A 13,843-nucleotide genomic window follows, 5' to 3' on the forward strand; every position below is an offset into this window, starting at 1 on the left:
GCGGCTATTGTTCCACGACGGGGGCGGTTGCGATAACCATGCGGGGCCGTCCCGTCAAATCCGGTGCCGTATGCACATTCGTGAAGCCCTGAGCTGTAGCGTATGCCACCAGATCCTCTGCCTGAGATTCGGCGTGCTCCATAACGAGTGTGCCGCCCGGAGCCAGCAGGGCGCGCGCCCGGGTCATGATGCCACGTGGGATCACCAGCCCATCTTCTCCCCCGCCATACAAGGCACGCGGCGGGTCCAGTTGCGCTTCGCGTTGCGTAGGGTGGGCGCTGCCGGGAACATACGGCGGGTTCGACACGACAACGTCGGCCCTCCCCTCGTATTCGACGAGGGCGGATAATGCATCGGCGCGTACCAGATGAACGCGCACCGGCTCGATGTCAGCGATATTGCGAGCGGCAAGCTGACAGGCAGCCTCGTCAATCTCCACGGCAAGAACGCGCGAGGCGGGTACCTCGGTGGCAACCGCAAGTGCGATGGCTCCCGACCCTGTACACAGGTCCACCACCACAGGCTCATCCGCACTGCAGGTTCGCGCCGCGTCAATGGCGTGCTGCGCGACCATTTCGGTTTCGGGTCGAACAACGAATACGCCGGGCTCTGCGCGCAGGGTGAGCATCCGAAAATACATGCGACCTGTGATGTGCTGCAGAGGAATGCTGGTGCGCCTCGATGCGATGGCGCAGCGGTAGCGTTCTGCTGCGCGCGCGCCCACCTGGTCCGGGGCGCTCACGAGGCTGTCACAGCCCAGTACCCATTCCAGCAGCTCACGGGCATCCTGGTCGGCGTGTGCTCCCTCCAGGTTGACTGCTTGAAGGGCGCGTCTGCCCCACGCGAACAATTCGCGTGGCGTATAGGTTGCTGAACGCGGCAGCACCAGCTGCTCGTTCAGTGCCCTATTCATCGCCCGCTTTGCCCAGGCGCGCTGCCTCGTCAGTGTCGATCGCTGACTGGATGACAGGATCCAGGGAGCCGGACAACACCTGGTCAAGGTTGTAGGCCTTGAAACCGGTGCGATGGTCAGAGATGCGGTTTTCCGGGAAATTGTAGGTGCGGATGCGCTCCGAGCGGTCAACGGTGCGTACCTGAGACAGGCGCTGTGCGCTGGCTTCAGCCTCACGCTTGGCTCTGGCTTCAGCAGCAAGTCTGGATGCCAGCACGCGCATAGCTGCGATACGGTTTTGCAGCTGCGATTTCTCATTTTGCATCGACACGACGATGCCGGTCGGAATGTGAGTGATGCGCACAGCCGAGTCCGTCGTGTTCACGGACTGTCCGCCAGGCCCTGACGAACGGTAGACGTCGATGCGCAGATCGTTCTGGTCGATTTCAACTTCGTCATCTTCTTCAACTTCCGGCATGACGAATACGCCGGCAGCAGAGGTGTGGATTCGTCCCTGCGATTCGGTGACAGGGATGCGTTGGACGCGGTGAACGCCACCCTCGTACTTGAGATGAGCCCACACGCCTTCTTCCGGGCTGGGTGTGCCTTTGGCGCGGATCGCCATCGTGATGTCCTTGAAGCCGCCCAGCTCGGTGGGCGTGGAGGACAGTTCGGTGACCGACCATCCCTTCGTGGTGGCGTAGCGCTCGTACATACGTGCCAGGTCTGCTGCGAACAGGGCAGATTCTTCGCCGCCTTCACCGCTCTTGACTTCCAGGATCACATCGAGCGCGTCGTCAGGGTCGCGCGGCGTCAGAATATCGACGAGGGCATCGTGCGCCTGGCGGGTCTGTTCCTCCAGGCTTGTCACCTCATCCGCAAATGACGGATCCTCCTCAGCGAGTTCACGAGCTGCTTCCATATCATCAGTGGCTGCGCAGTAGCGCTGGTAAGCCTCGGCAACACGGTTCAGTTCGGCGTAGCGCCGCCCCACTTTACGAGCCTTTGCCTGATCGTTGTGCAGTGCAGGATCTGCCATTTGCTGCTCGACACTATGGTGCTCTTCGAGCAGTGCCTGCAGCGTCGGGAATTCATCTGCGTGTGATGCCGATGCCATGCGAGCTCCTCCGATTGTGGCGAAAAGATGTGCGATACAAAGACGCCGGTGCCCTGACGGGTCACCGGCGCTGAAGTCAAACGCTATTTGCTGCGTTTGCCGTAACGGGCTTCGAAGCGAGCCACGCGGCCACCAGTATCCATAATCTTCTGCTTACCCGTGTAGAACGGGTGGCACTGGGAGCACACGTCCACGCGCATCTGACCCGACGTAATCGTCGAGCGTGTTTCAAACGAGTTGCCGCATGTGCACGTCACCGTGGTGGGAACGTATTCGGGGTGGATACCCTTTTTCATGGTTTTCTCCTTACGGGATTCGAGGACGCCGGGTCCGCATGCGCAATCATCGACATCGCGCATTACGCGGTGAACCGGAACCGAGTTGCAATTGTGCCACTTTCCGGCCGATAGATCCAGATGATGTACCGGCGGTGCAGGTGAGATTACCCACCTGCACCGCCGGTGGGTAATCTAGTCAGCGTTCGGCGTGGTCTTCTGGATCAGCATGAGGAACTCAGCATTGGACTGGGTTTCCTTGAGTTTGTCCAGAACCACTTCCAGTGCCTGCTGTTGCTCAAGGGATCCGAGGACGCGGCGCAGCTTCCACATGATGCGCAGCTCTTCAGGCTTGAACAGGACTTCCTCGCGACGAGTGCCCGAGGCGTTGACATCGATGGCCGGGAAGATTCGACGATCTGCCAGCGCGCGCGACAGGCGCAGTTCCATGTTGCCGGTGCCCTTGAACTCTTCAAAGATGACTTCGTCCATCTTGGACCCGGTCTCCACCAGGGCAGAGGCCACGATGGTCAGTGAGCCGCCTTCCTTGAGGTTGCGGGCTGCGCCGAAGAACTTCTTGGGCGGGTACAGCGCGGAAGCGTCCACACCACCGGAGAGGATACGACCTGACGCCGGTGCCGCCAGGTTGTAGGCGCGTGACAGGCGCGTGAGTGAATCGAGCAGCACGACAACGTCCTGTCCCAGCTCGACCAGGCGCTTGGCTCGCTCAATGGCAAGTTCGGCAACCGTGGTGTGGTCGGAAGCGGGGCGGTCGAAGGTGGAGGCGATGACTTCACCCTTGACAATGGAGCGCATGTCGGTGACTTCTTCAGGACGCTCGTCAACCAGGACGACCATGAGGTGAACCTCAGGGTTATTGACCTCGATTGCCTTGGCGATCTGCTGGATAATCATCGTCTTACCGGCCTTCGGAGGGGAGACGATCAATCCTCGCTGTCCCTTGCCGATCGGTGCCACCAGGTCGATGACGCGAGGCGTCACGGCCTTCGGGGTGGTTTCCAGGCGCAGCTGCTCATTGGGGTACAGCGGTGTCAGTTTGCCGAATTCGCGGCGCTCGCCGGCTTCCTCGACAGACATTCCGTTAACGGTGTCCACCTTGACCAGTGCGTTGTACTTCTGGCGCTGGCGCTCGCCTTCGCGAGGCTGACGCACCGCACCGGAGACGGCATCGCCTGCGCGCAGGTTCCATCGGCGCACATTGCCCAAAGTGACGTACACATCGTTCGGGCCGGGCAGGTATCCCGAGGTACGAACAAAGGCGTGGTTTTCCTGAACGTCCAGGATGCCTGCGATAGGTGCCAGCACATCGTCTTCACGAATTTCCGGCTCATTGTCGCGACGGCGGTTGTTGCGCGAATTTCGCTCCGAACGATCTGAGCGGTCTCGGCGCTCGTCACGGTCTCGTCCGCGGCGGCGCGCATTGCGTTCTCTGCGACCGCGCCCACGGGAGTTGTTCGCGTTGTCGCCTTCAGGCAGTTCAATCTCATTGAGTTTGCGGTGAGCTGACTCGCTACCGGACTGCTCGGCGTCGGCCGAGTCATCATCACTGTGAACACCGGCGAGTTCAGCACGCACATCGAGGGCGGCCGCGCGATTCTCACGCGCCTCGTTGCTGCGGTCATACTGGTTGGAGCGTGAACGTCCGTGACCATTGCCCTTGCGGGCCAGTGGCTTGCGTTCGCGGCGCTCGTCAGATGAGTCACCCTCGTCGTGGCCGTCACCCTTGGGAGCCAGCGGCTTGCTCTGGAAGTCCGCCCCAGGAAAGTCGAGTGAGAATTGACGCGGCTCGACAGCACCGGCAGTGGCGACGCGGCGACGTCCTCGTGACCGTGTCGGTGTCGAGGCCTGTTCGCCTGTCGATTCAGATTGGTGGCGTTCAGAGGCGTCAGCGGCAGGGCGTTTGTGCTCTGAGCGTGCTTGAGACGAATTGTTGCCGCGGCGGGCGGCTTCGATGGTGGAGACCAGATCGGCCTTGCGCATGGTCGAGACTCCGCGGAGCCCCATCTGCGCTGCAAGTGCCTTCAGCTCCGTCAGCTTCATGGCTGACAATGGCGCGTGATTCGATGCGCCATCAGTGTGATCGTTGCTCACTAATTGTTCCTCACTTGATCGCCCTATGCGGGCAGATGAAATCCGTTGAAAGATACACAAACGGAGGTGTACACGTCGAACAAGTCTTGTGACGAGTACCAGGATGGCCGACACAGCGGCTATGACTGTACAACACAGTCACCGCTGAAAAGTTTAACCACTTCTCCCCCCACTATGTCATCTTTCGCGTGGCAATGCGAGGATTGTTGAGCGGAAAATCACACATTGGGACGCTGCGGGCGATCTGTTCGGATTCCATCCCCGCTGACAGCCAGAGATCGCACAGTCCAACCCGACCGCTGCGCGCTCGCACGCATGTCATCATCCACGTGGTTCAACGCCATGACAGTGGGACCTGCGCCGGAGACCACTGCCGCCACGCCGGCTTCACGCAGCCAGTCAACCAGTGCCAGTGACGGCTCCATCACGGCGCGCCGGTATTCCTGGTGCAGATGGTCCTCAGTTGCGTCGAAAAGCCAGCGGCTGATATCCGCATCGTCCGAGCCGACAGTGCGCGCATTGTCGGACATGACGGCAACCAGCACAGCTGCACGTGAAATGTTGGCAACAGCATCGCGATAGGGCACGACGTCGGGCAGGACCTGACGCGCCTTCGACGTGGCGAGTGGGAAATCAGGAATAAACACGGTGGGCGTCATCGACGCGGGGGGCTCAAATCGCAGGGCCTGAGCGTCATCATCACCCATCCACGCCACTGTCATGCCGCCTTCGATTGCGGGGGCCACATTGTCCGGATGCCCTTCCATGTGCGTGGCGAGCTGCAGGATCGTGTGATCATCCAGCGCCTCAGCGTCGCGGATCAGCTCGCGCGCCAGGGCCAGTCCCGCCACGACGGCACTGGCCGATGAGCCTAGTCCCCTGCTGTGCGGAATGACGTTATGGCAGTGCATTCTCACGCCTACCTGCGGCGCGCCCACATGATCCAAGCCCACTCGCATCGCACGCACGATCAGGTTGTCGTCGCCCTCGCTGACAGTGCCTGCCCCTTCGCCCTCGACAACAATGCTGGTCGGGCCGGCAGTGGCGTGAACGGACACGATGTCGCGCAGATCCAGTGCGATCCCGAGACAGTCAAAACCCGGCCCCAAATTGGCGCTGGTGGCCGGCACGCTGACACGAGCAAAATCCGCACGCAGTTGCACGATGGTCTCCCACACATTGATTGACGGTGAACGAGGGCGGCGCTCGCCGCCGTTCATGAGGCGATGAAACTTAGTCTAGACCGCACACGGCGCCGAATCGCCCACTAACGGCACAGCGATGCGCCTGCGTGCACCTCGGTAACGTCGGCTACTTCAACCCCAGCAGTTCAGCAACTTCGTGCGTGTCGGGTGCAACGACTTCAGCCTGCATACCCCCGTCAGGCAGGGCCGCGAGCGCCGTCTTCGTATCCTTCAGGCCATTGCCCGTCACCGTGCACACGATTCGTGCGTCGCGCGGAACGCGTCCGTCTTCAGCTGCGCGGAGCAGCCCGGCCACGGATGCGGCAGATGCCGGCTCGACGAATACTCCGGCTTCGCCGGCAATGATCTGCTGGGCACGCATGATTTCCTCGTCGGGAACAGCGGTGATGAGTCCCTTGGAATCGTCGCGCGCACGTGAGGCGAAATCCCACGACGCAGGGAATCCGATCCGGATGGCGGTCGCAATTGTTTCCGGGTTGTCGATGGGATGTCCGGCAACAAATGGTGCCGCTCCGGCTGCCTGCACGCCCCACATCTGCGGTACGTGTGTGGCAACGGCTGGAAGGTTCCGGTAGGACTCTTCCATCGTGGTGACAGCTTTCTGGCCAGCGTATTCGTTGTAACCCATCCAGTAGGCGGAAATGTTCCCGGCGTTTCCCACGGGCAGTATGTGAATGTCGGGCGCATCGCCCAGCGCGTCAACGATTTCGAATGCGGCGGTCTTTTGCCCCTGTAGGCGGTAGGGGTTGACCGAGTTGACCAGTGCGACAGGGTAGGTTTCCGTCAGCTTGCGCACGAGGCGCAGCGCGTCGTCGAAGTTTCCGTCGACCTGAACCAGGCGGGCACCATGCATGATGGCCTGGGCCAGCTTTCCTGCAGCGATTTTTCCGGCGGGCAGGATCACGACGCATTGCAGTCCGGCAGCCACAGCATAGGCTGCAGCCGAGGCTGACGTGTTGCCGGTGGAGGCGCAGGCGATCATCTGGGTGTCGGTGGCGGCGATTTTGGACACGGCCATTGTCATGCCGCGGTCCTTGAACGAGCCAGTCGGGTTGGCGCCTTCCACTTTCAGCCAGACGCGCGCTCCGACGCGCTTCGAAATGGCAGGAGCTTCTACGAGTGGCGTGCCACCTTCCAGCAGTGTGACAACCGGGTCGGATTCTTCCAGTGGGAGCCGCTCAGCGTATTCACGCAGCAATCCGCGCCATTGATGAGCCATGTGTTATTCACCTTCCATACGTAGGAGCGACGCCACGTCGATGACGGCGTCAGATTGACGGAGTGCTTCAGCTACTGCCAGCACGTCAGCCTCACGGGCACAGTGCGTGGCGATCACGATGGTGGTTTGCGCACCCGGTTCACCGTCACGCTGGTCGACCGAGTGGATGGATACGCCGTGACGGGCGAATACGGAGGCCACGTCAGCTAAAACACCCAGATCGTCATGAACACGCAGACGAAGCTGATAGCGGGTGCGTGTCATGCCCTGTTCAATGATCGGCAGATGCGCGTAGGTGGATTCGCGCGGAGCATGGCCACCGTGCACACGGTGGGACGCCCCGGCGACCAGGTCGGACAATACCGCTGAGGCAGTTGGCGCACCGCCTGCGCCTTGCCCGTAGAACATGAGCCGTCCGGCAGATTCGCCTTCGATGATGACGGCGTTGTACACGCCGTCGACAGTGGCCAGTGGGTGTCCTGTCGGCACGAGGGCCGGATGAACGCGCGCGTTGATCACTTCATTGCCCAGATCGTCGAGGCAACGCTCACCCACGGCGAGCAGTTTGATCACGTGATTGGTGCGCGCCGCTTCCATCATGTCGTCAGCGGTGATCTGCGAGATGCCTTCGACGCTGACATCGTTCATGGATACGCGTGAATGGAACGCCAGAGAGGCCAGCAGTGCGCACTTAGCGGCAGCGTCATACCCTTCGACATCAGCAGTGGGGTCAGCTTCCGCGTAGCCTCGTTTCTGCGCGTCGGCAAGGGCTTGTTCGTAGCTGGCGTGTGCGTTGAGCATGGAATCAAGGATGAAGTTCGTCGTGCCATTGACGATGCCGACAATACGGCTGATCTTGTCACCTGCCAGCGATTCACGCAGACCGTAGACAACTGGGACGGCTCCAGCCACTGCCGCTTCGAAGTACAGATCCGTATCCGCCTGGGCCGCAGCCTCGTACAGTTCCGGACCGTGGGCGGCAAGCAGTGCCTTGTTGCCGGTCACGACCGTTGCCCCACCATTCAGGGCCCGCAGCACGTATTCACGTGCCGGTTCAATGCCGCCGATCAGTTCGATGACGATGTCTGCATGGTCGATCGCTTCTGCCGCATCCGTTGTCAGCAGTTCCGGATCGATGTCAACATCACGCGGGGCGTGCACATTTCGCACGACGACAGCTGAGATTTCCAGCTGCGCTCCGCATCGTTCGCTCAAGTCAGCGCTTCGTTCGTGGATCAGTCGAATGACCTGCGAGCCGACGGTTCCCGCTCCCAGGATGGCGACTCGCACTGTGCGCGGCTGTTCCGACATCGTGCACCCCTTCATTGATCAGACGTTTCGATAGTGATCCTAACCAAGGCCACAGGCCCGATGCGACAGTGTCCAGTGTGCGGCACATGGATCCGCGTCGTTGATGCTCGCCCCTCGTCAATGGTGACCGTCACTGCGAGCGAGGGCTCCCTCGTGAGCGTCATCACGAGGTATATGGCAGCAAGATTGCGTACAGTAAAAGATGCGCCGCATGTATGTGGTGATTCGCAGATCGATCCTCGACGGTTAAGGAAAAAGACGCAATGAACGTCGCAGAACAACTCGTCAGCCAATTGGTGGAAGCTGGAGTACATCGGATCTATGGAATCGTGGGCGATTCGCTCAACCCAATTGTTGATGCGGTGCGCAAAACCGGAGGATCCGCCAGGGGCGGTATCGACTGGGTGCACGTGCGCCACGAGGAGTCGGCCGCGTTCGCCGCTGCCGCTGATGCTCAGGTGTCCGGAAAACTGGCAGTGTGTGCGGGTTCATGCGGCCCGGGAAACCTGCACCTGATCAACGGCCTCTTTGATGCGCAGCGTTCCGGCGCGCCTGTCCTGGCTATCGCCTCACACATTCCCAGCGTGCAGATCGGACAGTCTTACTTCCAGGAGACCCACCCCGACCGGCTTTTTGTGGAGTGCTCGTCGTACTGCGAAATGGTTTCCACCGCTCAACAGGCTCCGCGCGTCATGAACGCTGCGATCCGTCACGCGATTGGCACTCAGGGTGTCGCAGTGGTGACGATTCCCGGTGACGTGTCTGACCAGAAGGCGCAGGCTCCCACACCCCAGTTCGTTCCGGCTCGCCGTCCGATTCTGCACCCCAACCCCGATGATGTTGCTCAGCTTGCCACCATGCTCAACAAAGCCAAGAAGGTCGCGATTTTCGCGGGTATCGGTGTGGCGGGCGCACATGATGAGGTCATTGCACTGGCAGACGCACTGCAGGCACCAATCGGGCATACCCTGCGCGGGAAAGACTTCATTCAGTACGACAACCCCTTCGATGTCGGCATGACCGGCCTGCTGGGATACGGCGCAGCTGCAGAAGGCATGAACGATGCGGATGTCCTGCTGCTGCTTGGAACAGACTTCCCGTATAACCAGTTCCTGCCTGACACGCTGACCGTACAGGTCGACAACAGCCCCGAAAAACTCGGACGACGCACCGACGTGTCCCTGCCGATCTGCGCCGATGTCAAGGCATTGATTGACAGCCTCATGCCGCAGCTCAAGGGACGCCGCTCATCAGCATTCCTGAAGAAGCAGCTCAAGAAGCACGCCAAGATCATGAAGGCACCCGTCGGCTCCTATACGCGCAAGGTCGAGCACATCAAGCCGATTCACCCCGAATACGTCGCACACGTCCTGAACGAGATTGCCGCACGCGACGCGATCTTCACCGCCGACACCGGCATGTGCAACGTGTGGACAGCCCGCTACATCGATCCGCTGGGGTCGCGCCGACTGATCGGCTCCTTCCTGCACGGATCAATGGCGAATGCTCTGCCTCAGGCCATCGGCGCTCAGGAAGCATTCCCGGACCGCCAGGTGATCTCCATTTCAGGCGACGGCGGCCTGTCAATGCTGCTCGGCGAGCTGGTCACAGCCCGCATGCATGACCTGCCCATCACGGTCATCGTGTTCAATAACTCAACGCTGGGCATGGTCAAGCTGGAGATGCTCGTGGACGGAATGCCTGACTTCGGCACCGACGTGCACGACATGCACTATGCAGATGTCGCGTCCGCAATGGGATTCCAGGCTGAACGCGTGGACGATCCTCAGGATGTGCGCAATGCCTTGACGAGGGCGCTCAGCCATCGCGGTCCCTCCCTCGTCGAAGTCATCACCGATCCAAACGCGCTGAGCCTTCCACCTGAAATTACCGGCGAGCAGCTGTTCGGCTTTGCCACGGCCATGTCGAAGATCGTGTTGAACCGCGGTGCCGGCGAAGCAGTGTCAATGGCAACGTCAAATATGCGCAACATTCCACGCTTCTGATCCGGCGCGGACAGGACTCCCTCGTCGCTTACTGCATAATGCGACATTCGTCATGGGACTTTTGTCCCATTGCTCAGAATGTCGTCAGCATAACCACGCGCAGTGAGACGTAGTCCATAGGTCCTGATTCAGGATCCTCCTAGAAGGCCCAGCGCTTTCGAGAGACAATAAGGTCAGATGTCAAACAGACATACATTGGCTGGCCGCGAACCACGCCACCGAAACCCTTCAGATCGAAGGGACCGGAACCGGAGAAGAGGGATTATGACCACCCAGATGACCGCTCCAACATCCGTCAGCGAAGACCCGTGGGATGGGTTCGAGCGCGGTGCATGGACCGAGCACATCGACGTTCGTGATTTCATTCAGCGCAACTACACGCCATACGAGGGCGACGCCTCCTTCCTTTCTGGCCCTACAGACAAGACACTGCGCCTGTGGGACACACTGGAGAAGAATTACCTGTCCGAGGAGCGCAGGAAGCGCGTACTCGACGTTGACACGGATACACCGGCAGACGTTGACGCGTTCGGCCCCGGATACATCAGCGACGACGACAATGTGATCGTCGGCTTGCAGACCGACTCACCCCTCAAGCGCGCGATGATGCCGTTCGGCGGATGGCGCATGGTGGAAACTGCCATCAAGGAAGCCGGTAAAGAGGTCAACCCTGACGTGAAGAAGATCTTCACTCAGTACCGCAAGACCCACAACGATGCCGTGTTCGATATTTACACACCTCGTATTCGCGCAGCCCGTTCTTCCCACATCATCACCGGCCTGCCGGACGCCTACGGCCGTGGCCGTATCATCGGTGACTATCGCCGCGTCGCTCTGTACGGTGTCGACGCGTTGATCGAAGCCAAGCAGGTTGACAAGGACCGCTACGCTGATCAGCCGTTCTCCGAGCACTGGGCCCGCTACCGTGAAGAACACGCCGAGCAGATCAAGGCTCTGAAGAAACTGAAGAGCATGGCTGCCAGCTATGGCTTCGACATCTCCGGCCCCGCGAAGAACGCGCAGGAAGCTGTGCAGTGGACCTACTTCGCTTACCTCGGGTCCGTGAAGTCTCAGGACGGCGCTGCAATGTCGATCGGCCGCCTGTCCGCATTCTTCGATATCTACTTCGAGCGCGACCTCAAGGCAGGCGTGATCACCGAGCAGGACGCTCAGGAAATCATCGACGCCCTGGTTGTCAAGCTGCGTATCGTGCGTTTCCTGCGTACCGAGGCGTACGATCAGATCTTCTCCGGCGATCCCTACTGGGCAACCTGGTCAGATGCCGGTTTCTCAGAGGACGGTCGCACACTGGTCACCAAGACGTCTTTCCGTCTGCTGCAGACACTGCGCAACCTGGGACCGGCTCCCGAGCCAAACATCACGATCTTCTGGGATGAGAACCTGCCCGCAGGTTACAAGGAATTCTGCGCCTCGATCTCGATTGAGACGTCCTCCATCCAGTACGAATCCGATGAGCAGATCCGCGCTCACTGGGGCGACGATGCAGCGATCGCATGCTGTGTGTCTCCGATGCGCGTGGGCAAGCAGATGCAGTTCTTCGGCGCGCGCGTCAACGCCGCCAAGGCTCTGCTGTACGCCATCAACGGTGGTCGCGATGAGATGACCGGCAAGCAGATCGTTGACGAGTACGAGCCCATCAAGGGTGACGGCCCGCTGGACTTCGATGAGGTCTGGGCCAAGTACGAGGACATGCTGGACTGGGTTGTGGGCACCTACGTTGAGGCCCTCAACATCATCCACTACTGCCACGACCGTTACGCCTACGAAGCGATGGAAATGGCACTGCATGATTCGGATATCGTGCGCACCATGGGCTGCGGTATCGCCGGCCTGTCCATCGTGGCCGACTCCCTGGCTGCCATCAAGTACGCCAAGGTCGTCCCCGTGCGTGATGAGACCGGCCTGGTTGTGGACTACGAGGTCGAAGGTGACTTCCCGACCTACGGCAACGACGATGATCGTGCAGACGAAATCGCCGCCACCGTTGTTCACACCATCATGGACAAGATCCGTCAGATCCCCCTGTACCGTGATGCCATCCCGACTCAGTCGGTGCTGACCATTACCTCGAACGTGGTTTACGGCCGCGCAACCGGCGCGTTCCCCTGCGGACACAAGGCCGGCACACCTTTCGCGCCGGGCGCCAACCCGCAGAACGGTGTGGACACGCACGGCATGGTCGCATCCATGTTGTCGGTCGGTAAACTGGACTACAACGATGCCCTTGACGGCATTTCGTTGACCAACACGATCACGCCATCAGGTCTGGGTCGGGACAAGGGCGAGCAGGTCACGAACCTGGTCGGCATCCTCGATTCCGGCTTCATTCCTGAAGACTGATTGAGACGACGAACAGTTCTTTTGAGATACTAGAAACAACCTGAGAAGGAGAGATCATGGCAACGAAGACGTTTGATGAGCGCCTGGCCGACATGAAGGACAAGCGTGAGGAGAACGGCGGCATCAAGGGGCTGTACCACGCCAACATTAATGTGCTGGACCGTTCCACCCTGGAAGATGCGATCGACCATCCTGAAAAATACCCGAACCTGACGGTGCGTGTGTCCGGCTACGCAGTGAACTTCGTGAAGCTCACCCGCGAGCAGCAGCTGGATGTTCTGTCCCGTACGTTCCACCACTCAGCCTGATCCCCGCAGGTACGAGGGCGTCCTCGGCACTGCGCGATGACACCGCAATGCGACGATCAGAAAACTGAAACGTGCCGCTTGGTTGCCTGCCGATCGATTCAACGATGGCAGGCAGCCAAGCGCTTTTTATGGCAGGAGGTGCATACATGACGACACAGTCACAGCCAGTGGCTATTGAGCTGCTCGGCGACCAGGATTTTCAGCCGCCAGCTAATCGGATGGCCGGGGCGGGCACAGCCGGCCTGCAGGAGCTGACCGACCTTGAGCGAACAGATCGTCTGCGCCGTATGCGCGAAGGAACACTCGGGTCGATTCACTCGTGGGAACTCGTGACCGCGGTGGACGGACCTGGTACCCGCATGACGATTTTTCTCAACGGGTGCCCGCTGCGCTGCCTGTACTGCCACAACCCTGACACTCTGAATATGCGCGACGGCCAGCCCATCGAGTCCGATGAACTGTTGCGCCGCATTAAGCGCTATCGCAGAATCTTCCGTACCACCGGCGGCGGAATCACGCTGTCGGGCGGCGAAGCACTGATGCAGCCTGCTTTTACTGCACGCATCCTGCGCGGCGCCCGTGAAATGGGTATTCACACGGCGCTGGACACTTCCGGCTTCCTGGGTGCGATGGCAACTGATGAAATGATCGAGGACACGAACCTGGTGCTGCTCGACGTGAAGTCCGGTGATCCTGATACCTACCGAAAGGTCACTGGCCGCGACCTGCAACCCACCATCAGTTTCGGGGATCGCCTGGCTCAGCACGGCACCGAAGTATGGGTACGTTTCGTCCTGGTGCCGGGTTTGACCGACGATCCGGACAACATCGACCGAGTGGGACAGATCGTCGAAAAGTGGCCGAACGTGTCCCGTCTGGAAGTCCTTCCGTTCCACCAGATGGCGATTGACAAGTGGAAGAACCTGGGGATGACGTACACGCTGGAGGACGTCAAGCCCCCGAGTGTGGAGCACGTGGATAAGGTGCGCGAGCAGCTGCGCCGCTTCGATATTGCAGCGGTGATGTAGCAGTGCCTC

At 60.4% G+C, this 13,843-nt stretch carries 11 protein-coding genes; 4 read left to right on the plus strand and 7 right to left on the minus strand.

The annotated features are described in order from the left end of the window. Positions 1-4: 4 nt before the first annotated feature. The 7 genes from prmC to BLT69_RS11080 all read right to left on the minus strand — a co-directional run bounded on the left by prmC (position 5) and on the right by BLT69_RS11080 (position 8,131). The gene (prmC, locus tag BLT69_RS06730; RefSeq protein WP_070726427.1) at positions 5-913 is read right to left on the minus strand and encodes a peptide chain release factor N(5)-glutamine methyltransferase; all 909 of its coding nucleotides are present in this window, start codon (positions 911-913) and stop codon (positions 5-7) included. After that, positions 906-2,009 (minus strand): peptide chain release factor 1, encoded by a 1,104-nt coding sequence (prfA, locus tag BLT69_RS06735; protein ID WP_092648684.1) that lies wholly within the window; start codon positions 2,007-2,009, stop codon positions 906-908. The genes prmC and prfA overlap by 8 nt, the downstream gene beginning before the upstream one ends. 83 nt (positions 2,010-2,092) lie before the next feature. Beyond that, the gene (gene rpmE, locus BLT69_RS06740) at positions 2,093-2,305 is read right to left on the minus strand and encodes a 50S ribosomal protein L31 (RefSeq protein WP_058236992.1); all 213 of its coding nucleotides are present in this window, start codon (positions 2,303-2,305) and stop codon (positions 2,093-2,095) included. A gap of 174 nt (positions 2,306-2,479) precedes the next feature. Then, entirely contained in the window at positions 2,480-4,345 is a 1,866-nt protein-coding gene (rho, locus tag BLT69_RS06745) for a transcription termination factor Rho (protein ID WP_257590435.1), read from the minus strand. Positions 4,346-4,614: 269 nt separating this feature from the next. Continuing rightward, on the minus strand, positions 4,615-5,559 hold the full coding sequence (thrB, locus tag BLT69_RS06750) for a homoserine kinase (protein ID WP_070726485.1): 945 nt from the start codon (positions 5,557-5,559) through the stop codon (positions 4,615-4,617). Between the two features lie 148 nt (positions 5,560-5,707). Then, positions 5,708-6,820 (minus strand): threonine synthase, encoded by a 1,113-nt coding sequence (thrC, locus tag BLT69_RS11075; protein WP_257590279.1) that lies wholly within the window; start codon positions 6,818-6,820, stop codon positions 5,708-5,710. 3 nt (positions 6,821-6,823) lie between these two features. Continuing rightward, positions 6,824-8,131 (minus strand): homoserine dehydrogenase, encoded by a 1,308-nt coding sequence (locus BLT69_RS11080; protein WP_257590280.1) that lies wholly within the window; start codon positions 8,129-8,131, stop codon positions 6,824-6,826. Positions 8,132-8,394: 263 nt separating this feature from the next. On the opposite strand from BLT69_RS11080, the gene BLT69_RS06760 reads away from it, so the two are divergent. The 4 genes from BLT69_RS06760 to pflA all read left to right on the plus strand — a co-directional run bounded on the left by BLT69_RS06760 (position 8,395) and on the right by pflA (position 13,834). Then, entirely contained in the window at positions 8,395-10,137 is a 1,743-nt protein-coding gene (locus tag BLT69_RS06760) for a pyruvate dehydrogenase (RefSeq protein WP_070726417.1), read from the plus strand. Positions 10,138-10,401: 264 nt separating this feature from the next. Next, positions 10,402-12,498, plus strand: coding sequence for a formate C-acetyltransferase (gene pflB / locus BLT69_RS06765; protein ID WP_092648687.1), 2,097 nt, complete (start codon positions 10,402-10,404; stop codon positions 12,496-12,498). A 56-nt stretch (positions 12,499-12,554) separates the two neighbouring features. Further along, positions 12,555-12,806: an autonomous glycyl radical cofactor GrcA2 gene (gene grcA2, locus BLT69_RS06770; RefSeq protein WP_058236997.1), complete on the plus strand. Its 252-nt coding sequence runs from the start codon at positions 12,555-12,557 to the stop codon at positions 12,804-12,806. Positions 12,807-12,952: 146 nt separating this feature from the next. Further along, entirely contained in the window at positions 12,953-13,834 is an 882-nt protein-coding gene (pflA, locus tag BLT69_RS06775) for a pyruvate formate-lyase-activating protein (RefSeq protein WP_058236998.1), read from the plus strand. The last annotated feature ends 9 nt before the right edge of the window (positions 13,835-13,843 follow it).

It is taken from the genome of Schaalia radingae (assembly GCF_900106055.1).
GTDB lineage: Bacteria > Actinomycetota > Actinomycetes > Actinomycetales > Actinomycetaceae > Pauljensenia > Pauljensenia radingae_A.